A 22,626-nucleotide genomic window follows, 5' to 3' on the forward strand; every position below is an offset into this window, starting at 1 on the left:
CACCCGTCCGCCGCTCGACGCCCATTAACGCACCCGAAGGATTGTTAGTGTCGTTTCCGCTCGACTTGCATGTGTTAGGCCTGCCGCCAGCGTTCAATCTGAGCCATGATCAAACTCTTCAATTTAAGATTTTGTGACTCAACGAATACTGACTTCAAAACTAATATTCATGTAAAATGAACATGTAATTCTAAAGCTATTACCATTCCAACAGAATGATAATGAATTGACTGTGCCGAATAACCGAGGTTATTTGTATTGGTCACTCAGTTCATTGAAATCATTTTGTTACCGAAGTAACTGTTACTACCTAAGTAATAACGTTTTGATATTCATCAACGAGTGCCCACACAGATTGATAGGTTTAAATTGTTAAAGAGCTTTACTTGTTGAGCGTTCCTTTCAGTAAGGAGCCTCTCGAAGTGGACGGCCATTCTAGCGGATTGGATTCCAGTGTCAAACACTTTTTCCAGCTAATTTTTCAAAGCATCTTAAATGCTTATCACCGTCTTGTTACTCAGTTCAAACCGCTTGGTTATCCTTGGCAACGGAGGCGCATTATAGAGAGAATAATCCTTTGTACAAGGCCAAAAACGAAAAAAAGCCGCCACCGGCGACCGTTCGAACACTATTCACACAAAGCGTTTAAAATAGGTACGATTAAGCCCTAATTTCGGCCAATCGTACCTACAATTCTTACTTCAACTATTGGTGAGCAATAATGCGGTCGTTGTTTACTAATAGCTGTACTTTCTTATCTGGATTAATTTTTCCTGCCAATATCGCTTTCGCTAACGGGTTCTCGACACTTTGTTGAATCGCTCTTTTCAAAGGTCGCGCACCATATACTGGATCAAAACCAACTTGAGAAATCAACTTGAGTGCTTTATCCGAAACTTCAAGCTCATAACCATTGTCTTCCATTCTCTTCTTAAGGTGCTCAAGCTGAATAGAAGCTATCGACTGGATGTGCTCTTGCCCCAATGGGTGGAATACAACGCTTTCATCAACTCGGTTCAGAAACTCAGGACGGAAATGCTTACCTACCACTTCCATCACTTCATTCTTTATTCCTTGGTAATCGAGACTATTGAAGTTCTCTTGAATTCTCGATGAGCCAAGGTTAGATGTCATGATCACAACTGTATTTCTAAAATCGACTGTACGACCTTGTCCATCAGTTAAGCGTCCATCATCAAGCACCTGCAATAAGATATTGAAAACATCCGGATGCGCTTTCTCTACTTCATCTAGCAAAATGACTGAGTAAGGCTTGCGACGTACCGCTTCTGTTAAGTAGCCACCTTCTTCATATCCAACGTAACCTGGAGGAGCACCAACCAAACGAGCAACAGAGTGTTTCTCCATAAACTCAGACATATCGATTCGCACCATCGCATCATCACTATCAAACATGAAGTTCGCGAGTGTTTTACACAGTTCGGTTTTACCAACGCCAGTTGGGCCAAGGAATAAGAAAGAGCCAATCGGCTTGTTTGGATCAGATAAACCTGCACGACTACGACGAATCGCATTCGATACCACTTCTACTGCTTCCGCTTGGCCAATAACTCGCTTATGTAGAACACCTTCCATTTTAAGGAGCTTCTCTTTCTCAGCCTCTAACATTTTAGAAACAGGGATGCCAGTTTGCTTCGATAGCACGTCTGCAATTTCTGCATCGGTGACCTTATTACGTAACAGCGTCATTTCTTGCATTTCAGCTTGAGTCGCAAGATCTAACTGCTTCTCTAACTCTGGGATTCGACCGTATTGCAATTCAGACATTCGATTAAGATCACCAGCACGTCTCGCAAAATCCATATCCATTCGAGCTTGCTCTAGCTCTGATTTAATATGTTGCGTGCCAGAAAGCGCGGCCTTCTCTGCATTCCACACTTCTTCAAGCTCTGCGAAATCGCGTTCTTTGTCAGAAAGCTCTTCTTGTAATGTTCGAAGACGCTTTTCACTGGCTTCGTCATTTTCATTAGTAAGAGCTTGCTGCTCGATCTTCAATTGAATGATCTTGCGTTCGAGCTTATCTAGAGACTCAGGTTTCGAGTCGATCTGCATACGAATACTCGAAGCCGCCTCATCAATCAAATCAATCGCCTTATCTGGAAGTTGACGATCAGAAACATATCGGTGAGATAACGTTGCTGCCGCAACAATCGCTGGGTCGGTAATTTCTACGTGATGATGAAGTTCATAGCGCTCTTTCAAACCACGGAGAATCGCAACCGTGTCTTCCACGGTTGGCTCATCGACGATCACTTTTTGGAATCGACGCTCTAGCGCAGGATCTTTCTCTATATACTGGCGATATTCATCGAGCGTTGTAGCGCCTACACAATGAAGTTCACCACGAGCCAATGCTGGTTTCAGCATATTCCCGGCATCCATAGAGCCTTCGCCTTTGCCCGCACCGACCATGGTGTGAATTTCATCGATGAAGAGAATGATATTGCCCTCTTCTTTCGATAATTCGTTAAGAACTGATTTTAAACGTTCTTCAAATTCACCACGATATTTAGCTCCTGCAATCAAAGAGCCCATATCTAACGAAAGTACACGTCGGCCTCTCAAACCTTCAGGTACTTCATTATTGATAATACGCTGCGCTAAACCTTCGACAATTGCTGTTTTACCGACACCTGGTTCACCAATAATGACAGGGTTGTTCTTAGTACGGCGTTGAAGAACTTGGATAGTGCGACGGATTTCGTCGTCTCGGCCAATAACAGGATCCAGCTTGCCTTGCTCTGCTCTTTCGGTCAGATCAATGGTGAACTTCTCTAGTGCTTGACGTCTGTCTTCCGCATTTGGGTCATCGACCTTCTGGCCGCCGCGAACTTGTTCAATAGCTTGAGATAATTTTTGCTCGGTAAGACCTAGCTCTTTAAGTAAGTTTCCTAAAGGACCTTTGTCTTCAATAGCAGCAAGTAGGAATACTTCTGAAGATATGTAACTGTCTTGACGCTTTTGCGCGACCTTATCACATAGGTTGAACAGCGTTCCCATTGCATTCGATAATTGAACGTCACCACCGATGCCACTTACTTTAGGGACTCGGTCTAATATTTCGCTCAATTTAGAGCGCAATTGAACCACATCAATATTCAGCATGGTGAGCAATGGACGAATTGCACTACCATCTTGATTAAGCAAAGACACCATTAGGTGCACAGGTTCTATATATTGGTGATCACGACCTAATGCGAGCGACTGAGCATCAGATATCGCAATTTGGAATTTACTAGTGAATCGATCGAGACGCATGCCAACCTTCCTACTCTTAGATATGTTTATCTTATGATTAGAAGATGGATACGGTAACGCGGATTTTCAAGGGATAAGAATGAAGAATAGAGCTTATATAAAAATATAAATGAGCTGGGTGACTAGTTGCACTAGCTAAAGATTACTCTAACCAAATAAAGGTAGCTTGGCGTCCAGTAATACCATCACGACGATAAGAATAGAACGAATCGGGATCTGCAAAGGTACAGAGATTCGAATCCGTCACTTCCGACACACCCACTTTTTCAAGTCGTTGTGTAGCAAGTTGAGACATATTCGCTAGCCATTTTCCCGGTTCAGCTTTGGCTGCAAATGCGAGCTTAGCTTGAAGGTCAAAACGAACAAAAGCTTCCAACACATCATCACCTACTTCAAAGGCTTGTTTGCCTATTGCAGGACCAAGCCAAGCAATGATCTTATTCTCTGAATCTAGGTTTGAAAACTTTGCGACTGCATTTTCAAGAATTCCACCAGCAAGGCCACGCCAACCAGCATGAACAGCAGCAACTTGAGTGCCGTTGGTATCAGTAAGAATTACAGGTAAGCAATCAGCTGTCATCGCAGAACAGACAACACCTTTAGCAGTGGTAAATGCACCGTCAGCATCAAGAACACTCGCCATAGGTTCTAAAACCGTAATGACATCTGTTGAGTGAGTTTGATTTAGCCATACCGGAGCCGCAGGCATGTTAGCTTGCTGCTTAAGCCAGGTTCTATTGTTTTCAACAAGCGAAGCATCATCCCCAACATGCGTACCTAGGTTTAATCCTTGATACGCACCTGTAGAAAAACCACCTACACGTGTCGACGCAAATGCCTTCACGTTGTTGGGGGCGTTCCAGTTAGGGATGATCAACGACATATTAAATGTCTTCTTCTTTATTTTCGCGAGCATCAACACGTAACGCTTCAGCCATCACAACCATGTCATTTGGCACAGGAGCGTGGAACTCAACTTCTTCACCTGTAATTGGGTGAACAAATTTAAGCATAACGGCGTGTAGTGCTTGGCGATCAAAAGAACGAATCATGGTCGTTAGTTCTTCAGATGCACCTTTTGGAATACGAGCACGGCCACCGTATGCAACATCACCTAACAGCGGATGCTGAAGGTATGACATGTGAACACGGATTTGGTGAGTACGACCCGTTTCTAGGCGCAGACGAATACGAGTATGCTCGCGGAAGTGCTCAGCAACACGGTAGTGAGTTACCGCTGGCTTTCCTAATTCATTTACGTCCATTAAGGTACGCTTAGTTGCATGACGGCTAATGCCTTTTTCTACCACACCACCAGCGGTCATTTTGCCAATTGCAATTGCTTCATATTCACGAGTAATACGACGCTTAGCAAGAGCACGCACAAGACGAGTTTGAGCTGGAACCGTTTTAGCCACAACCATAAGGCCTGTTGTGTCTTTATCAAGACGGTGCACAATACCTGCACGAGGCACTTCTGCAATCTGTGGGTAATGGAAAAGCAATGCGTTTAGTATGGTTCCATCCGGCGTGCCTGCTCCTGGGTGTACAACCAGATCGCGAGGCTTATTGATAACCAATAAGTCATCATCTTCGTAGACAATGTCTAGAGGAATATCTTGTGCTTCCCAGCGCTCTTCATCTGCAAGTTCAGCTTGCAAGATGATCTCCTCACCGCCCAAAACCTTAACGCGCGGCTTAGTTATAACTTCGCCATCCACTTGGATCTTGCCGTCAAGAAGCCACTCTTTAATACGAGAGCGAGAAAAATCGGTAAATAGTTCAGCGACAGCTTGGTCTAAACGTTGACCTAACTGGCTGCTTTTTACTGTGTCTGTTAATGTGATCTGCTGAGCCATATCGAACTTTTTTAAAAACCGTGAGACTAATACCCATTAGTATGGATAAAATAGAATAATTGCATCATTGTATCTGTTACTGGTTAGAAAGTAACGGAAGCTTACGAAATATTTAATTCAAGGAATCGACGCCTGACATGAAACACCTTACTTTATCGGGTCTATTAGCCGTATCACTCTTGGTTGGTTGTTCAAGTAGTGAAGAGATAGTGCCAGATGTACCACCATCGGTTCTCTACTCTGACGCGCAAGAATCACTGCAGAGCGGTAGCTGGCTTTCAGCAATAGAAAAGCTAGAAGCCCTAGACTCACGTTACCCATTCGGCGCCTATTCTGAGCAAGTACAGCTCGATCTGATTTACGCTTACTACAAAAATGATGACTTGGCACTTGGCCTTGCTACCATTTCACGTTTCCTACGTTTGAACCCTACTCACGAGAAACAAGACTGGGTTCTTTACATGCGCGGCTTAACGCACATGGCGCAAGACCGAAACTTCATGCACGATATTTTCAATATCGACCGTAGTGACCGAGACCCTGAACCGGTGAAACTTGCGTTTGCTGACTTCAAGCGACTACTCGAACGTTTCCCTAGCAGCCCTTATGCTGAAGATGCACAAAAACGCATGTTCGCACTTAAGAATCGCCTAGCCGACTATGATTTAGCAACTGCGGATTTCTACCTACGTCGCGAAGCGTGGATTGCAGCTATAAACAGAACGCAAGAGTTGCAAAAGACTTACCCAGATACCATCGCTGCTCGTAAATCTCTAGAAATTCAGCTAGAAGCTTATAAACAACTAGGCCTAGATGACGCTGTGTTAAGAACAGAAAAGTTGATTGAGTTAAACCCACTACCTTAATCGACTTCTTACATCTCAATCCCAAAAGCGCGCTAATTTACTAGCGCGTTTTTTTTTATCCACATATCGCAAACTTGATGAATCGCATAATACACGGTATCTTCAAAAGATAACTTTTAACAAAACATCAACATGGAGTGTGGATGTGAGTAGGTTGTTATTATTTATCTGGATATCGCTATTTAGCCAATTATCCTACGCATTAGAACTGTCCCCATTAAGCAATAAGCCTTACATGGGCGACTTGGATGTGCTCAAAACCAAAGGAACGGTTAGAGTTCTAGTTTCTGCCGATCTTGGTTTCTATTACATCGAGGATGGTAAGCCAAAAGGCATCGTGGCAGAAATGCTCTACCACTTTGAGAAAAGCCTTCGTAAAAAACATCCCTATCTCAATGTTCAAATCATCCCCGTGCAACGAGATGATCTACTTCCGTCTTTAGAATCTGGTTATGGCGACGTCGCTGTCGCGAACCTGACGATCACCGACAAGCGATTGCGAATCATCGATTTTTCCGACCCAATGATTAAAGATGGAAAAGAACTGATTATCACAGGAAAGAATTCAGCCCCTATCACCGAAATCAAGCAACTGAGCGGTAAAGAGGTTTGGATCCGTGCAAGTTCGAGTTACTTCGAGAGTGTACAAAGAGTCAATAAAGAACTGAATGAATTAGACTTACCACCGCTGCATGTCCACTTTATTGAGGAGTCATTACAAGACTACGAGCTGATAGAGTTGGTCAACCAAGGCTATATACAAGGCACAATCCTAGATAGCCATAAAGCAAAGTTATGGACTGACGTAATGGATAACATTCAAGTCCATAACGACTTACCTTTGCGAGAAAATGGTCGTATTGCTTGGGCTTTGAGAAAAGACAGCCCTCAACTGAAGAAAGAGATAAACAAATACGTCAAGACCGCACGAACAGGCACCCTGCTTGGAAACGTCATCTACCAGAAATACATCGACAACACTCGCTGGTTAGGTAGAGCGCTCAACCCAAATAAAGTAGACCGAGTGGCTAAGCTGTCAGATGTTTTTGAAAAATATTCGAGTCAATACGAATTCGACCCTTTGATGATGTCTGCACAAGGTTTCCAAGAGTCAGGACTGGATCAAAGCCGGGTTTCTCACCGTGGAGCTATTGGTGTGATGCAGGTATTGCCAAGTACCGCCAAAGACAAAAACGTCAACATCAAAAACATACATAAGGTGGATAACAACATCCATGCGGGCGTGAAATACATGCGTTTCATTAAGGACAGGTATTTTGACGACCCTGCCATTACGCCAGATAACCAAATCTATTTCACTTTGGCTTCTTACAACGCTGGTCCTGCTAAGATTAGAAAGATGAGGCGCATTGCCAAGCAGAAAGGTTACAACCCAAACATCTGGTTTAAAAACGTAGAAATCATCACTCGTAAATACGTGAGCAAAGAACCGGTGACCTACGTCGCCAACATCAACCGTTACTTTGTAATCTATAAGCAGTTACAAGCTATCAATGCTATCCGAGAAAATGGGACAGCCAGACTACTAAAAACCAACGATTAGTTTGTCTTCAACCCTAAGAGCCTGGGGAGCTAAGGCACTAAGGCAAATTAAAAACACAAAAGCCGCATAAGAAAACTTATGCGGCTTTTGCTTATCTAATTCTGAAGAAGCTTACGTAGCGATCTAGATCGCGAGATCTATATCACGAGACCTTTATCACAAAACACTATTGAGTAAATTTCAATCAAGCACTTTCCATAGGCTGTAGGACGCCCCTAAAAACTGGTTTAATTTTTAGCGAAGCCTTGCCTCCAAGTTATCGTTTTTCATAGAGATAACAAGCATTTTTCGCCAAAAAGATACTAAGACTTGCGTGAGATCACATTTGATTTTAATGCTTATCCCACCCAATCAAAACAAGATCCAGATCACATTCTTTATTCCTAAAAGTCGTAATCTGAAGTTAACCCATGAGGGATACAACAGAGGAAAACTTCTATGAAAATGAACATCACTGGTAAAAACATCGACATTACCTCTGCAATCCGTGATCACATAGAAAGCAAATTTAAAAAGCTGGATAAATGGCAAGTAGACATCATTGGCTGCCAAGCGAGCTTTAGCGAAGAACCAAACAAGAAGAAAAAATTTGAAGCGGTTCTAACCGTACCAAAAGGCCAACTTGTTGCTTCATCAATCCATGACGACCTCTACGTAGCTATCAACGAAGTAGAACAAAAACTAGAGCGTCAACTCAACAAGCTACGCCATAAACCTGAAGCGCGCCGCGCTGAAAAGCCTGAAATCGAAGAGCTAGAAGCTGAAGTAGAATAAGGAAAGAGAACAGATTAAAAAATAGCGCCTCAGGGCGCTATTTTTTTGCTTGACGCTCGTAGCTCGCTTGCTTATTGTGTTTAAACATTCATAAAACAAACACTTTTTATGCACACTCAATCTTTGTTTATTTTTGACTTCTTTTTTCTTCCGTAAATCGGAGGCTAAGTCGTTTTAGAAAAACAAGTCAAAAACGAACAAGAAGCCTCCCACACTAGGGAGGCTTTTTTATAAGGACACATTTATGACTGACCGCTCAATTTCACTGGATGATATCCGCCTTCGTCTTAATGATTTAGACGACGAACTCCTGAAGTTACTTTCGGAGCGTCGCAAGCTAAGTATCGAAGTCGCTAAAAGCAAAGTAGAGACATCAAAACCAGTTCGTGATGCAGTACGAGAGCAACAACTATTAGTTAAGCTGATCAACAATGGCAAAGATAAATACGAACTTGATGCGCAGTACATTACCAAGCTGTTTCACACCATCATCGAAGATTCCGTTTTACTACAGCAGTCATATTTACAAAACCTAGCGAACCCGCAAAGCCGCAAACCATTGGCTCGCGTTGCATTCTTAGGTTCTAAGGGATCATACTCTCACCTTGCGAGTCGCGAATACTTCAGCCGTAAGAATATGGAGTTAATTGAGTTAAACTGTAATCACTTCAAAGAAGTAGCCTCTACGGTAGAATCTGGCCATGCCGACTACGGTGTACTACCTATTGAGAACACCAGCTCAGGTTCGATTAACGAAGTGTATGACCTACTTCAACACACAACGCTTTACATCGTTGGTGAGCTTTCTCAACCAATCGAACACTGCCTAGTAGCGAAAAGTGATATCCGATTAGAAGACATCAAAACGCTCTATTCCCATCCACAACCTCATCAGCAATGCAGTGAGTTCTTGAGCCGCCTTAAGGGCGTCAGCCTTGAGTCTTGCGCAAGCACCGCTGATGCAATGAAAAAGGTTAAAGAACTGGGTGGTAATGACGTAGCTGCTATTGGTAATGCATCGAGCGGTAAGCTTTATGGGCTTCAGCCAATTCAGGGCAACATTGCAAACCAAACAGAGAACCACACACGTTTCATCGTGGTAGCTCGTAAGCCTGTTGAAGTGTCAACTCAAATACCTGCGAAAACGACGCTCATCATGTCGACTTCTCAAGAGGCGGGCTCTTTGGTAGAGACACTACTGATCCTGCAACGCTTAGGCATCAACATGACCAAGCTAGAATCTCGTCCTATCATGGGTAACCCTTGGGAAGAGATGTTCTATGTCGATTTAGAGGCGCATCTGGATTCAGATAATATGCAGCAAGCGATAACGGAACTAACAGCCATTACTCGCCACCTGAAAGTGTTGGGTTGCTACCCAAGTGAGAACATCAAAGCGACTCAAGTGAAGTTGTCATAGCTGAGAGCGAGTATCGGCTTTTAGCTCACATAAGTATTTGGCCTACAGTAGGCCAAATGCTTAAATCACCCTCTAGTCGAATACTATTCGAGCTAAGAACACATACCCTAGCATGCCTGAGAAACAATTCTCTTGTTTCGCACATTCGGCACGCATACTCGCTCCACTGCTTACGCCTTTCTAACAAAAAACTCATTAGTGGCTTTTTTATCAATAAAGACAAAACCTTACCCCCTTCACAGGAAATCATCGAACTACGTGTAATTAATAGCGAGTAAGCATTAAGTAACATAAACTTACGCGCTTAAATTATAAATAGTGTTGTCATTAACTATGAAGCTAAGTACTAAAATCTTACTACTGATAGCCCCTGTGATACTGATCAGTACCGCGGCTTCTAGCTATATTATTTATTCGACACAGAAAAGTAGCTTCATCAAACGCGAAGACAACGCACTTCAGCTGAATATGGAGAAACTAGCCGGTTACTTTCGCCAATCTCGTTCGTTCCTCAATAGCTACTCTTACACCTTGACCCAGAGTGATATGGTGAAGCGTTATTTCCTCACTGATCAAAATCTATCTCGCGATCTTGAACTGGTAAGTAACCTTCGAGAAGCCATACATTTCCTGCAAGATGACGATGAAAGCTATACAGCTTTAGCTCTTCTTAATGGTGATCGAAAACTGCGTTATTACGCGGATAATAGCAACGACTCACGCACTCAGATTGACAGTAAGATATTGGAATATGTTGACCAGCACTATCAAGACACCCTAGCAACATCGAGTACCAACTATATTCAAAACTCCCAAGGCGAAGGGATGTTGGTTCACTACGACAAGGTAGATAGAAAAGCGATTTTCCCAACCGCAAGCAATCAACCCGACGATGTGTTCTTTGTTGTTGTCTCTGTCTCTCTGGACAAGTTTAATGCGTTGAGAAAACAAATAGAGTTCGACTACCAAACCAGTTTGTTCTTCACATCCATAGCGGTTTCTTTGGAAAACGATGTCACCCACTCAGTCAAGCTTGCACCAGAACTTTACGCCACGGTCGATCCGGCGCAATTCCTGTTAGAAAACAAGCTCGATTCGATTTGGAACAAGCTGAGTTTGTCGTTTGCACTGTCTGCGTTTGTAACTGTCGCTCTGCTACTCATGCTTCTGTCTCGCACTGTGATTACTCCAATAACACGGCTCGATCGACAACTACAGCAAGTCGAAAAGAAACAACGTAAGAACATTGAACGCTTAGGCTCTCGTGATGAACTTGGCCGCCTATCACAGCGTTTTTATGACATGTACCAAGAGCTAGACAACACCTACCAGCAAACCAAACTCTTGGCCGAAAATGATCAGTTAACCCAAATAGCCAATAGGCATCAGTTTCAAACCTTCGTTCAGCAATCATTGCCAAAACCGAGTTCCAATACCGAAACCTGGGTTCTCTATTTTGACTTAGATAACTTCAAGTTTGTGAACGACAAATACGGACATCAAATCGGCGACTCGATTCTGGTCTCTTTTGCTCAGCGTATTTCAGATATTTGTCGCCACTATAAAGCGGAGTTCGACGCTCACTGCATGCCAGCCCGACTTTCTGGTGACGAGTTCGTTGTCTACATTAACGCTCCTAGTCACCGAGGAAATGTCGCGCATCGATTCTCGAACGATTTGCTCACTCCACTGCAAAAAGGCTTTGTCACCGAATCAGGCAGCTTTCCGATCACGGTCAGTATTGGTATTGCGACCTACCCTAATGATGGCAACTCAATCGAGAAGCTACTGTCCAACGCAGATACTGCGATGTACCAAGCCAAGCGTGCCGGTAAAAACCAATTTGCTGACTATTCACGGGATTTAGACAAAGCCATTCAGCGCCAAGCAGACATTGAACGTGCGCTTAGAGGTAAGAATTTTGATGATGAATTCAGGCTCGTTTACATGCCCTACATGGATTCTACCGGGACTGATGTTATTGGCGTTGAGGTGTTATTACGTTGGAATTCAAAGCAACTTGGTTTGGTTCCACCGGATGAGTTCATTCCAATAGCCGAACAAACCGGGCTGTTTGAACATGTTGACCGCTGGGTAATACAGAATGCGTTTGCTTCATTCCATCGACTTCAGACTCAATTTGATCACTCAATTCAATTGTCGATCAACCTATCTTCTGCTGGCATTGAAACCACTCACCTTGCGGGTTTCATTAAAGAACACGCGGAGTTAAATCGAATTCCACCAAGCCTAATCGATTTTGAAATCACTGAAACCTTTTACTCAAATTCACAAGGTTTTCCATTGCTGAACGAACTGGCATGCATGGGCTATCGACTTGCGATTGATGATTTTGGTTCCGGTTATACCTCTATCACTCAACTGGTGCAGTATCCAACTCAGAAAATTAAATTGGATAAAGCGTTTTTGGATACCTTGATTGAGACCAATAACCAGAACATCGTAAAACCGGTTATCGGGTTGTGTCATGCTCAAGGGAAAAAGGTCACCGCCGAAGGGATTGAAACTCAAGGCATGCACCAGTGGTTACAGGATGCACAGTGCGATATGCTGCAAGGCTATTACTTTGGTAAACCCATGCCACTAGAAGAATTGAGTGAATGGTACCGACAGCATCAACTCAATCTAATCGACAACAAAAAGAATCCGACACATGAAATCTGTAATCATCGCATCGCTGAACCCAGCTAAAATTAACGCCGTTAAAAGTGCGTTCTTATCTGCTTTTCCTGATACTGAATTTGATTTCAAAGGCATCAGCGTCCCTAGTGGTGTCGCCGATCAACCGATGAGCAATGATGAAACCTATCAAGGTGCCGTGAATCGTGTTCACAACGCAACTCAAGCTCAGCCTGATGCAGACTTCTATGTTGGTCTAGAAGCGGGAATAGAAATAAACGTCACTTTTGCTTGGATGGTGATCGAAGCGAATGGTCAACGTGGAGAGTCTCGTTCAGCAAGCCTGATACTGCCACCAGCCGTGCTTGAGAAGTTAGAGCATGCAAACGAGTTAGGGGATGTGATGGATGAAGTGTTTGGTACCGACAATATCAAACAGAAAGGTGGCGCCATTGGCCTACTGACACATAACCAACTGTCGCGCAGTTCTGTCTATCATCAGGCTTTAATTTTAGCTCTGATCCCATTTGTGAATCCTGAGCACTTTCCTATTTAGCACTTCGTAAACTTAGAAAGGTCAAAGAACAATCTTCAGAAACAAAAAACGCTAACATTCAGTTAGCGTTTTTATCGAATTCGTATTCGCACTATCGCGTGATAGCTTAATTCCGTTATTACTTTAGCAATAGGTCGGCGATCACGGCTTTCTCTTGTTCAGATTTGGCCTTTAGCTCATTTGAGCCTCTGGTTATCGTCGCGACGCCTACGCCCAGCATTTGACTCACCTGACGTTGAGACATATCGCCTTTCATCAGCTCACAGAAGATATTAATTCGAGCAACCAGAGCATCTCGCTCGTCTGGTGTCATCATCATGGTCAACAACAGCTCGTGCTGATCTTTTTCGACAGCCGTCTTTACCAAGTCCATCAGTTGTTGCCAATTATCATATTCAGGTTGTGATGCCATATCTCTACACTTACTTTTAAATTCTGACTTTAAAGAGTCGCTTAACGATTGAAAGCGTTTAACACTTTATACCGAAACACTTGATGCGATCCAATGTAAAAAGGCAGTAAGTGGAAATGGTTCGCACTCACTGCCTTTATTCTTACTCAGTTTCGGGCCAAATGCCGAAGGCTTAGTATTTCGTTTTTGCCTCATGGGGCGCTAAAAACGTCCCTTTCTCACCCAAGATATCTCGATAGTAGGTCTCAAACATCAAGATATTCTGAACATAGCCACGTGTCTCTTTGAATGGAATCATCTCAATAAAAGCGAAGGCATCGAGCTTTTCATCACTACGTGAACGCCACTGTTTCACGCGGCTTGGACCTGCATTGTAGGCCGCAAAAGCAAAGATACGATTGTCATCATATTGAGCGAGTAAACCATCTAAGTAGTGACTGCCAATCTCAATGTTCTTGCCGACATCATAAAGATCATCGCTGCCCTGATACTTAATCTTATGTTTGTTCGCCGTGTATTGCGCCGTCTTTGGCATAATTTGCATGATGCCACGCGCGCCTACTGGAGAACGAGCCTCTGAATCCATCGCACTCTCTTGTCTTGCTAAAGACATCAAAGTGATTGGATCGAGATCGTGCTTTTCAGCGTAGAAGTTAAACCACCACTTATGAGCGACAGGGAAGCGTAACGCGATGTTGTCCCACATCTTCGCCGAGATGCTCGCCGTTACCATAAAGTGATTCCAACGCTGCGTCGCAGCATAAGCCGCAAGCATCTCTTTTTGGTCTTTATCTGCATTAGTTAATAACCAGCGCCATTCACTTTTCGCTGCCGCAATTTTGTCTCGGTCAATCAGCTCGCCAATACGCACTAAAGAGGTGTCGAATGGCTTCACTGTTTCAGCATTGTATTTAAGTGTCGATGTTGGATATTGAACTGGCTTACCTAGCTGCTTAGCCGCAGCCACACTGTAGAAATTACGCTGACCCAAGATATCTGACAGTCGCTTATTGCCTTTGTCAGTATCGCCCGTCGCGATTTCAGCTCTGCCCTGCCAATATTGCCAACGAAGCGAAGCCTGATGTTTATCATCCAAGCGCGCTATCCACTCTTTCAAACCCGTCCAATCGGCATGTTGAATCGCTAAGCGAGCACGTCGTTCGAGCAGAACTTGCTTTGATGAACTCGCTAGCATTTTGTCTCGCCACACCATCAACTCTTCAGAGTCGGTGTTGATTAGACGAAACGTTAAGTAATCGGCTAGCTCTTGGGATTTCTCTTTCGAAAACTTCTGAGCCTTGATGACATCATCAAACACCTCTTGAGCACTGCTTGATGATTTCCTTGCTAGCTTCTCGAAAGCAAACTCGGTTTGAGCTTGGTAGAATTCATTCGCTGGGTGTTTTTTAGCAAACGCGAGTACATTTTCAGGCTTGTTGTACAACGCCTTCATCTGCTTCGCTTGAGCAATTGACTCATCATGCTCCAATTGCTTAATCAGATAGCTCATTAACTTACCGTTACGGCCCTCGAACGCTAGCAGCATTCTATCCAGAATCAGCTCATCAGTTCTTAACCCAGCTTGATCCCAGCTTTTAAATAAAGGGTCACAAGCGTCATCAACACCACTGCCACTCAACCAAAGTTGTTTAGCTCCTTTAAAGGCAAGCTCTTGATTGCCTTGTTCGTAATGCGCTCGGTAATAGATACATTGGTATTTCTCACCTACAGGCTCTTTGGTTTGAAACTCAAGGATCGTCTTCCATTTCTTTTGAGCGGCCATTAAATCTAAATAAGGCGCACGCATACGATTCGAGAATGGCAGAGCCTTGTTCTCTTCAATGAAAGCATCCACCTCAGCAGGAGTACGCTCACCTAAACCTAATAAGAAGGCACGATAATCGGTGTAAGGTGTTAAAGGATATGTTTGAATTTTGTTACGTAACGCGGAGTAAGCTTTTAGGTCTCGGTTATCTAAAACCTCTTGCGCTCTATCATAAACGTCACGCTGCATTTCAAGCTCGGAGGCATTGCTAGCCATAGCTAACGGAGCCAGTGAAACCGAAGACAAAATTGCCGATGCAGCCACAGCAATTTTCGTATTACCAATGCGGAAAAACATTCGCTCTTTCCTTAGTGCGTGTATGAATACGTGAAGTCTATTTACGCCCGACATCACATCAAATGTAAAGGATTTGAGTGTAAATATTATTAATATTTAACACTTCGCCTCAGAAGCCCATTAAATATAGTTTTAATGACCAATGTGACAATAATAGGTAAGGATTGGTTCAAGAGTGGCTTTTCTGTCCTAGGAGTAACATCTTTGAGGATATTGGTATAAAATAGCAGACAATTTTGAACAATAATTAGGATCGATCGGCAATGGCTGAATACGTATATACCATGTCTCGGGTGAGCAAAACTGTTCCACCTAAGCGTCAAATTCTTAAAGACATTTCTCTTAGCTTTTTTCCTGGCGCTAAAATCGGTGTTTTGGGTCTAAATGGTTCAGGTAAATCTACCCTACTACGTATCATGGCTGGTATTGATACTGATATTGATGGTGAAGCACGTGCACAACAAGGCCTTAAAGTAGGTTACCTACCGCAAGAACCTGTACTAGACGAATCAAAAACGGTTCGTGAAATCGTAGAAGAAGCGGTTTCTGACGTTGCTGACGCACTTAAGCGTATTGATGCGGTTTACGCAGCGTACGCAGAACCAGATGCAGATTTCGATGCACTTGCTAAAGAGCAAGGCGAACTAGAAGCACTGATTCAAGCAAAAGACGGTCACAACTTAGAGACAGCTCTAGAGCGTGCTGCTGATGCACTTCGTCTTCCTGAGTGGGATGCGAAAATTGAATTCCTATCAGGTGGTGAGCGTCGTCGTGTTGCTATCTGTCGTCTACTTCTTGAAAAGCCAGACATGCTGCTTCTTGATGAACCAACCAACCACTTGGATGCAGAATCAGTAGCATGGCTTGAGCACTTCCTAGTTGATTACAGTGGTACAGTTGTGGCGATTACCCACGACCGTTACTTCCTAGACAACGCAGCTGGCTGGATTCTAGAGCTTGACCGTGGTGAAGGTATCCCATGGGAAGGTAACTACACGTCTTGGCTAGAGCAAAAAGACGAGCGTCTTAAGCAAGAAAAAGCGGGCGAAAGCGCACGTCAAAAGACAATCGAAAAAGAACTTGAATGGGTTCGTCAAAACCCTAAAGGCCGTCAAGCTAAGTCTAAAGCTCGTATGGCTCGTTTTGAAGAACTGACAACTGGCCAATACCAGAAGCGTAACGAAACCAACGAACTGTTCATCCCGCCAGGTGAGCGTCTAGGTGACAAAGTTCTTGAAGTGAACAACCTAACTAAATCGTTTGGTGATCGCGTTCTTATCGACGACCTATCGTTCAGCATGCCTAAGGGTGCAATCGTCGGTATCGTTGGTGCCAACGGTGCAGGTAAATCAACACTATTCAAGATGCTAAGCGGCGCAGAACAGCCAGATTCAGGTACAGTTGAACTAGGCGAAACCGTTAAGCTTGCTTCTGTTGATCAGTTCCGTGACAGCATGGACGACACTAAGACAGTATTCCAAGAGATCTCTGAAGGCGCTGATATCATTAAGATCAACAACTTCGAAATCCCTGCGCGTGCTTACTGTTCTCGTTTCAACTTTAAAGGCAACGACCAACAGAAGATCATCGGTGAGCTTTCTGGTGGTGAACGTAACCGTGTCCACTTAGCAAAACTGCTAAAAGCGGGCGGTAACGTACTGCTACTCGATGAGCCTACCAACGACCTTGACGTTGAAACGCTACGTGCTCTTGAAGAAGCACTGCTTGAATTCCCTGGCTGTGCAATGGTTATCTCGCATGACCGTTGGTTCCTTGACCGTATTGCGACCCATATCTTAGACTACCGTGATGAAGGTCAAGTTAACTTCTACGAAGGTAACTATACTGAGTACACTGAGTGGCTTAAGCAGACTCTAGGCGCACAAGCGGCAGAACCACACCGTATTAAGTACAAGCGTATCGCTAAGTAAATAAGCTTGTATTTTGAACAAAGGCCGCGATAATAGCGGCCTTTGATATATCTGGCTTACGTGTTATGCATCGATATAGAGAGATTACTTATGGTTGAAAGACGTCAATTTTCACGAGTTATTTATCAAGTCCCGACTGAGATCTCACAAGGACAAGTAAAAGTAACAGGCTCAGTGCAAGACTTATCACTCCATGGTTTACTCATTCAATGCAATGAATCAAAACAACTTAGCCGTGATGTCCCTGTTCAAGTGAGCTTTAAACTCGAAAACAGTAATATCAATATTCAGTTAGCAGCAACGATAGTCTCTACCATCAATACCTCAATGCGTTTACGCATAGAGCATTTAGATATTGATAGTATCAGCCACCTTAAGCGACTTGTTGAGCTTAACGTTGGTGACGATGAACTGCTTTATAGAGAGATTGAACACCTTACCGATTTAGGTAAAGAGTGACATCTCCATTACCCTTTTCTATTAGAAGCATTTAGTTAATACAAAACCATGTCTAAAAAAGTATCCATTACTATTCCCTCTAGTCAGGGGGAGCAGACGTTTTACTTCGGCCGTAAAGCCGTACTCATGTGCACCACTGCGATTTTTTCAGTACCGCTGCTGATTGGCGGAGCTGCGTACATGCACTTCGAGAGTAAACAAGAACTCGCACTGCAAGCGGGTGATGCCCAACAGTTGATTGAAACACTGATTGTTGAAAAAGAACAAACAGAATTTCTTTATGCTGAGCAGGTAGAAACCAACCATTCTCTATCGCAAATACTCACCGAGAAAGAAGGCACGATTCAGCTGCTTGGTAAGCGTGTATTTGATGTGGAATCAGTGCTGGGTCTTGCTGATGAAGAGCTGCTTACCGATGATATTTCTCTAGAAGATCGCATTGATGCGGCTGCAGTCGATTCAGCAGTAAGAGCCACGATGTTCCGGTTGATTCCAAACGACAGCCCGATGGCTTATCAACGTATCTCTTCTTCTTATGGTAGTCGCACTAACCCTATTTCAGGTAAACGCCACGTACATACTGGTATCGATCTGACGTGTAAGCGTGGTGAAGATATTGTAGCGCCAGCAGATGGAGTCATTGAAACAGTACGCCCAAGTAAAAAAGGCTTCGGTAACTTTATTACTATGCGTCACTCGTTCGGTTTCATGAGTTCTTATGCGCACCTACAGAAGTTCAAGGTACGTAGCGGTCAGTTTGTTAGTAAAGGCGATGTCATTGCGAGCTGTGGTAACTCAGGTAACTCAACCGGCCCACACTTACATTATGAAGTACGCTTCCTTGGTCGTTCATTGAACCCTCAATACTTGATGGATTGGACACCGGAAAACTTCAACTACGTATTCGAAAAAGAGAAAAAGGTTAAGTGGGGCCCGCTGGTTCAACTGATTGATAATGTGGTTCGCTTACAGATCAACCTGACGAACGTGCCTTACATTAGCTCGACCATCGACACCGTATCGAGTGAAGATAGTAAGAAACCTATCACAACTAACTAGTTGTTAATAGCTAAGAGCTGTTGATTTGGCCTATGATGATCTAATTGCTTTTTAGTCTACTGTAGGCCAAATACTTTCATAGCGTTCAGCACAAACAAAAAGAGCGACCAGATGGTCGCTCTTTTTTATGATTTCAAATCAGTATTAACCACGATGAATCGAGTCATGTGCTTGTTTTAGAAGACTTTGGCTCTCTTGCAAGAATTGTTGTGAGTAGTCACCAAACCAATCACTCACTTGGTTGAAGCTCTCAACAAACTTAGCCTTATCTTTGCCATCTAGGATTTCTAACGCTTCTCCGAAACAACTATGGAAGCGTCGAATCATCTCAATATTCTCATCCGAAGACAGAATGATATCACCATACAAGTTCGGGTCTTGAGCAAACAGACGACCAACCATCGCAATCTCAAGTCGGTAGATTGGTGAACTTAACTTCAGAAGCTGATCGATATTCGGGTTCTCTTTACTCAGGTGCAAGCCGTAAGCAAAAGAGGTGAAGTGACGAAGTGCTTGAATCAAGGTCATGCCGTGATCGTGTTCAGCTGCATCCATCTGACATAGGCTCGCACCCCAGATACCAAATTGATTCAGTAGCCATTGGTAGCTTTCAGAACCACGGCCATCACTGTAAACAATCACTTGTTTCGCTAAGCTTGGTACATCAGGGCCAAACATTGGGTGTAAACCAACTACCGGGCCTTGGTGCATGTCCATCATTGCTTGTAGCGGTTTTGACTTAATCGATGTTAAATCACAAAGAATACAATCGCTTGGTAGGTTACCTAGTTTTGCAATCACACCTTCAGTCAGGTGAATTGGAACCGTAACAACAACAAGCCCTGCATTATCTAAGATTTCGTCGGCCTTATCCCAATCTTGGCTGCCGAGGATTTTCACTTCGTAGCCAGACAGTTTGAACATACGACCAAACAAGCCACCAAGTTGACCATTACCACCAACGATAACCACTGAACGTAACTCTGGGTTAAGACACTTAAAGCCAGAATCTTTTTCGCTGGCATAAGACTCACGCATAGTACGACGCAAAATATCTTCGATTAACTGTGGTGGAACCCCTATTTTCTCGGCTTCTTGACGGCGAGATGCCAGCATCGCAGCTTCACGCTCTGGTACATAAATAGGTAAACCATGTTCACTTTTTACTTCGCCTACTTTCTCTACTAGAGCAAGGCGTTGAGCCAGTAAATCCAACATTTGTTTATCGACAGCATCGATTTGGTCGCGTAATTCGTTCAGTTCAACGGCCATTTTATTCCTTACTAATCTATAAGCCCGTACTAACCCAGATTTCGTTAGTAACAGATCTTAAAATGCCCCATTAGATGAGGCACTTAAATTTAAAACTCTGACTAACCTTTCAAGCGGTTCTCTAAGAACGGGACTAATTCCGTATGTGCATGTTTCAATAGTGCCTCAGTTGAATCCCAATTGATACACGCGTCGGTAATAGAAACGCCGTATTTCATCTCATTGAGAGGTATATCCGAAGATTGGTTTCCTTCGTTAATATGGCTTTCAATCATAAGGCCGATAATCGACTTGTTGCCTTCACGAATTTGGTGAATCACATCTTCTGCAACTAAAGGTTGGCGACGGAAATCTTTACGAGAGTTAGCGTGGCTACAGTCGACCATTAGCGCAGCCTCTAAGCCAGATTTACCCAACTCTTGCTCACATTCGTGTACCGATACTGAATCGTAGTTCGTCTGCTTACCGCCACGTAAAATCACGTGACCATTTGGGTTACCTTGCGTTGTTAGTAGTGCAACTTGACCTTCGCGGCTGATACCCATGAAACGGTGGCTAGACGAAGCCGCCTGCATTGCATTGATCGCTGTGCCTAGGTTGCCATCGGTACCGTTTTTGAAACCGATTGGCATTGAAAGACCACTTGCCATCTCACGGTGAGTTTGCGATTCGGTCGTACGAGCTCCGATTGCCGCCCAGCTGAACGTATCTGCTAGGTATTGAGGGCTGATTGGATCTAATGCTTCAGTCGCTAGTGGGATTTCCATCTCAGCGAGTTCAACAAGTAGCTCACGGCCAACATGCAGACCATGCTCAATATCGAAAGTGCCGTCTAGATGCGGGTCATTGATCAAACCTTTCCAACCCACAGTGGTACGAGGCTTCTCAAAGTAAACACGCATAACAATATACAGTTGATCGCTAAGTTGCTCAGATAAGGCTTTTAGGCGTTTCGCGTACTCTTTCGCCACTTCAATGTCATGGATAGAACATGGGCCACATACAACAAGCATGCGATGATCTTTCTTATGAATGATGTTTGCGATAGTTTGACGAGACTCTTGAATGAAACGACGAGCATTATCACTCAAAGGCAGTTTTGCTTTTAACTCCTCAGGAGTAATCAGTACCTGTTCGTCGATGATATTGACATTGCTTAATTCACTTTTCTGCATAACTCAACCTGTATATTTATTTTTACACCCAGTATTTCCATTTGGGCTAACAATCTTTAAAAACACAATAACAGCTAAAAAAACGATTGCAAGTGTAAACAATAAAAAACATTTGGTGTAAATTTAAATTTACACATTAACTTTAACTCACTCTGAGAGATAAATAGGTTTAAACCACGGATCACACATACAAAAAAGGCGATATTTATCATATCGCCTTATCTAAAATTATTATGTGTTTATTTATCACTCACTACCTAGCATTCGTTTAATCGTCTCTGAGGTCGCTTTCCACCTAGCATCCGAGTGAAGCGTCGACAAATCAAAGCTGTGTTTTTTAAGCAATGAGTTGGCTAAAGGCACCTCTTGAATCGCTAAGTGATCAAGAGCTTCAATTTGTGCATCTCGTTTATTACACATCAATACCATGTCACAACCCGCATTCAAGGCCGCTTTTGCTCTGTCGGCTGGTCCGCCCATAATAGCAGCACCTTCCATGGTTAAGTCGTCCGAGAATATTAGACCTTTAAAGCCAAGTTTTTGTCTCAATACTTTCTGTAGCCAATACTGAGAGCCACTTGCTGGTTGATCATCATAATGAGAGAACACCACATGTGCAGGCATCATGGCATCCAATATTCCGGCTTCAATTTGCGCCTTGAAGATTGCCATGTCTGTTTCAAAGATATCGTCTCTAGGGTCATATGGCGTCTCTAAGTGTGAGTCAGCAATTACGCCACCGTGTCCAGGGAAGTGCTTGCCTGTTGTCGCCATGCCAACCGACTTCATGCCTTTGATGAACGCGCTGCTATGACGAACGATGGTATCAATATCTTCACCAAAAGATCGGCTACCAATCGCTTTACAGTCGTGGCCTTTATCTAATACTGGCGCAAAGCTCAGGTCGATATCATGGGCAATCAGCTCTGCAGCCATCAACCAACCCGCCTGTTCTGCTAACTGTTCGCCATTATTCTTAGTCGCAAATTCCTGAGCTGCTGGGATAATTGAAAAGCCGTCACGAAAACGCTGAACCCGGCCACCTTCTTGGTCAACACCGATTAGAATAGGGCGCTTTGCTACCTTACGAATCTCTTTATTTAACGCCGATAACTGTTTGCTATCGTGATAGTTTCGAGCAAATAAGATGAGACCACCAACAGTTGGGTGCTCTAAAATTTCTCTGTCTTCAGCGGTCAGTTCGTAGCCTGCAACATCAACCCACAACGGTCCCATAA

General features: G+C 43.6%; 17 protein-coding genes, 1 rRNA gene and 1 other annotated feature. Of the genes, 9 read left to right on the forward strand and 9 right to left on the reverse strand.

Annotated features, from left to right (window positions below; genetic code table 11):
* The 4 genes from ATB74_RS14600 to rluD form a co-directional block, all read right to left on the reverse strand.
* Nucleotides 1-125, reverse strand: a 16S ribosomal RNA gene (locus tag ATB74_RS14600); the annotation flags it as partial.
* A 580-nt stretch (nucleotides 126-705) separates the two neighbouring features.
* Nucleotides 706-3,279, reverse strand: a complete 2,574-nt coding sequence (gene clpB, locus ATB74_RS14605) for an ATP-dependent chaperone ClpB (RefSeq protein ID WP_061019008.1) — start codon at nucleotides 3,277-3,279, stop codon at nucleotides 706-708.
* A 142-nt stretch (nucleotides 3,280-3,421) separates the two neighbouring features.
* Nucleotides 3,422-4,162: a peptidoglycan editing factor PgeF gene (pgeF, locus tag ATB74_RS14610; RefSeq protein ID WP_061019009.1), complete on the reverse strand. Its 741-nt coding sequence runs from the start codon at nucleotides 4,160-4,162 to the stop codon at nucleotides 3,422-3,424.
* A 1-nt stretch (nucleotide 4,163) separates the two neighbouring features.
* Nucleotides 4,164-5,138 (reverse strand): 23S rRNA pseudouridine(1911/1915/1917) synthase RluD, encoded by a 975-nt coding sequence (gene rluD / locus ATB74_RS14615; protein WP_019820953.1) that lies wholly within the window; start codon nucleotides 5,136-5,138, stop codon nucleotides 4,164-4,166.
* 137 nt (nucleotides 5,139-5,275) lie between these two features.
* Between rluD and ATB74_RS14620 the strand changes: the two genes are divergently transcribed.
* The 6 genes from ATB74_RS14620 to yjjX all read left to right on the forward strand — a co-directional run bounded on the left by ATB74_RS14620 (nucleotide 5,276) and on the right by yjjX (nucleotide 12,958).
* A complete protein-coding gene (locus ATB74_RS14620; RefSeq protein WP_061019010.1) occupies nucleotides 5,276-6,004 on the forward strand; it encodes an outer membrane protein assembly factor BamD in 729 nt (242 codons plus the stop codon).
* Between the two features lie 139 nt (nucleotides 6,005-6,143).
* Complete coding sequence (locus ATB74_RS14625; RefSeq protein ID WP_347876251.1) at nucleotides 6,144-7,568, forward strand: lytic transglycosylase F; 1,425 nt, start codon at nucleotides 6,144-6,146, stop codon at nucleotides 7,566-7,568.
* 438 nt (nucleotides 7,569-8,006) lie between these two features.
* Nucleotides 8,007-8,342 (forward strand): ribosome hibernation-promoting factor, HPF/YfiA family, encoded by a 336-nt coding sequence (gene hpf / locus ATB74_RS14630; RefSeq protein WP_004735034.1) that lies wholly within the window; start codon nucleotides 8,007-8,009, stop codon nucleotides 8,340-8,342.
* Between the two features lie 110 nt (nucleotides 8,343-8,452).
* Nucleotides 8,453-8,574: a sequence feature (Phe leader region), on the forward strand.
* Between the two features lie 12 nt (nucleotides 8,575-8,586).
* Entirely contained in the window at nucleotides 8,587-9,762 is a 1,176-nt protein-coding gene (gene pheA / locus ATB74_RS14635; protein WP_061019012.1) for a prephenate dehydratase, read from the forward strand.
* A 333-nt stretch (nucleotides 9,763-10,095) separates the two neighbouring features.
* Nucleotides 10,096-12,474, forward strand: a complete 2,379-nt coding sequence (locus tag ATB74_RS14640) for a putative bifunctional diguanylate cyclase/phosphodiesterase (RefSeq protein WP_061019013.1) — start codon at nucleotides 10,096-10,098, stop codon at nucleotides 12,472-12,474.
* The gene (gene yjjX / locus ATB74_RS14645) at nucleotides 12,437-12,958 is read left to right on the forward strand and encodes an inosine/xanthosine triphosphatase (RefSeq protein ID WP_061019014.1); all 522 of its coding nucleotides are present in this window, start codon (nucleotides 12,437-12,439) and stop codon (nucleotides 12,956-12,958) included. The genes ATB74_RS14640 and yjjX overlap by 38 nt, the downstream gene beginning before the upstream one ends.
* A gap of 118 nt (nucleotides 12,959-13,076) precedes the next feature.
* On the opposite strand, the gene trpR is transcribed toward yjjX, so the two are convergent.
* Nucleotides 13,077-13,370 carry a trp operon repressor gene (trpR, locus tag ATB74_RS14650; RefSeq protein WP_048615039.1) on the reverse strand — a complete coding sequence of 98 codons (294 nt, stop codon included), beginning with the start codon at nucleotides 13,368-13,370 and terminating at the stop codon, nucleotides 13,077-13,079.
* Between the two features lie 172 nt (nucleotides 13,371-13,542).
* On the reverse strand, nucleotides 13,543-15,492 hold the full coding sequence (locus ATB74_RS14655) for a transglycosylase SLT domain-containing protein (RefSeq protein WP_061019015.1): 1,950 nt from the start codon (nucleotides 15,490-15,492) through the stop codon (nucleotides 13,543-13,545).
* Nucleotides 15,493-15,755: 263 nt separating this feature from the next.
* On the opposite strand from ATB74_RS14655, the gene ettA reads away from it, so the two are divergent.
* The 3 genes from ettA (at nucleotide 15,756) to ATB74_RS14670 (ending at nucleotide 18,941) form a co-directional block, all read left to right on the forward strand.
* Complete coding sequence (gene ettA, locus ATB74_RS14660) at nucleotides 15,756-17,423, forward strand: energy-dependent translational throttle protein EttA (RefSeq protein ID WP_017056147.1); 1,668 nt, start codon at nucleotides 15,756-15,758, stop codon at nucleotides 17,421-17,423.
* 90 nt (nucleotides 17,424-17,513) lie between these two features.
* The gene (locus ATB74_RS14665; RefSeq protein ID WP_061019016.1) at nucleotides 17,514-17,882 is read left to right on the forward strand and encodes a PilZ domain-containing protein; all 369 of its coding nucleotides are present in this window, start codon (nucleotides 17,514-17,516) and stop codon (nucleotides 17,880-17,882) included.
* Between the two features lie 48 nt (nucleotides 17,883-17,930).
* Complete coding sequence (locus tag ATB74_RS14670; RefSeq protein ID WP_061019017.1) at nucleotides 17,931-18,941, forward strand: M23 family metallopeptidase; 1,011 nt, start codon at nucleotides 17,931-17,933, stop codon at nucleotides 18,939-18,941.
* 144 nt (nucleotides 18,942-19,085) lie between these two features.
* Here the strand turns inward: ATB74_RS14670 and tyrA are convergent, their stop codons facing one another.
* From tyrA to nagZ, 3 genes are all read right to left on the reverse strand, one after another.
* Entirely contained in the window at nucleotides 19,086-20,213 is a 1,128-nt protein-coding gene (gene tyrA, locus ATB74_RS14675) for a bifunctional chorismate mutase/prephenate dehydrogenase (protein ID WP_017071391.1), read from the reverse strand.
* A gap of 101 nt (nucleotides 20,214-20,314) precedes the next feature.
* Nucleotides 20,315-21,388: a 3-deoxy-7-phosphoheptulonate synthase gene (locus tag ATB74_RS14680; protein ID WP_061019018.1), complete on the reverse strand. Its 1,074-nt coding sequence runs from the start codon at nucleotides 21,386-21,388 to the stop codon at nucleotides 20,315-20,317.
* A gap of 246 nt (nucleotides 21,389-21,634) precedes the next feature.
* Complete coding sequence (gene nagZ, locus ATB74_RS14685) at nucleotides 21,635-22,624, reverse strand: beta-N-acetylhexosaminidase (RefSeq protein ID WP_061019019.1); 990 nt, start codon at nucleotides 22,622-22,624, stop codon at nucleotides 21,635-21,637.
* Nucleotides 22,625-22,626: the final 2 nt, after the last annotated feature.

Source organism: Vibrio splendidus (genome assembly GCF_001557875.1).
In the GTDB taxonomy this organism is placed as follows: Bacteria; Pseudomonadota; Gammaproteobacteria; order Enterobacterales; family Vibrionaceae; genus Vibrio; species Vibrio splendidus_F.

Coding starts and splice junctions, on each gene's coding strand:
- clpB (WP_061019008.1), bottom strand. CDS start 3,279: ATGCGTCTCGATCGATTCACTAGTAAATTCCAAATTGCGATATCTGAT.
- pgeF (WP_061019009.1), bottom strand. CDS start 4,162: ATGTCGTTGATCATCCCTAACTGGAACGCCCCCAACAACGTGAAGGCA.
- rluD (WP_019820953.1), bottom strand. CDS start 5,138: ATGGCTCAGCAGATCACATTAACAGACACAGTAAAAAGCAGCCAGTTA.
- ATB74_RS14620 (WP_061019010.1), top strand. CDS start 5,276: ATGAAACACCTTACTTTATCGGGTCTATTAGCCGTATCACTCTTGGTT.
- hpf (WP_004735034.1), top strand. CDS start 8,007: ATGAAAATGAACATCACTGGTAAAAACATCGACATTACCTCTGCAATC.
- pheA (WP_061019012.1), top strand. CDS start 8,587: ATGACTGACCGCTCAATTTCACTGGATGATATCCGCCTTCGTCTTAAT.
- ATB74_RS14640 (WP_061019013.1), top strand. CDS start 10,096: ATGAAGCTAAGTACTAAAATCTTACTACTGATAGCCCCTGTGATACTG.
- yjjX (WP_061019014.1), top strand. CDS start 12,437: ATGAAATCTGTAATCATCGCATCGCTGAACCCAGCTAAAATTAACGCC.
- trpR (WP_048615039.1), bottom strand. CDS start 13,370: ATGGCATCACAACCTGAATATGATAATTGGCAACAACTGATGGACTTG.
- ATB74_RS14655 (WP_061019015.1), bottom strand. CDS start 15,492: ATGTTTTTCCGCATTGGTAATACGAAAATTGCTGTGGCTGCATCGGCA.
- ettA (WP_017056147.1), top strand. CDS start 15,756: ATGGCTGAATACGTATATACCATGTCTCGGGTGAGCAAAACTGTTCCA.
- ATB74_RS14665 (WP_061019016.1), top strand. CDS start 17,514: ATGGTTGAAAGACGTCAATTTTCACGAGTTATTTATCAAGTCCCGACT.
- ATB74_RS14670 (WP_061019017.1), top strand. CDS start 17,931: ATGTCTAAAAAAGTATCCATTACTATTCCCTCTAGTCAGGGGGAGCAG.
- tyrA (WP_017071391.1), bottom strand. CDS start 20,213: ATGGCCGTTGAACTGAACGAATTACGCGACCAAATCGATGCTGTCGAT.
- ATB74_RS14680 (WP_061019018.1), bottom strand. CDS start 21,388: ATGCAGAAAAGTGAATTAAGCAATGTCAATATCATCGACGAACAGGTA.
- nagZ (WP_061019019.1), bottom strand. CDS start 22,624: ATGGGACCGTTGTGGGTTGATGTTGCAGGCTACGAACTGACCGCTGAA.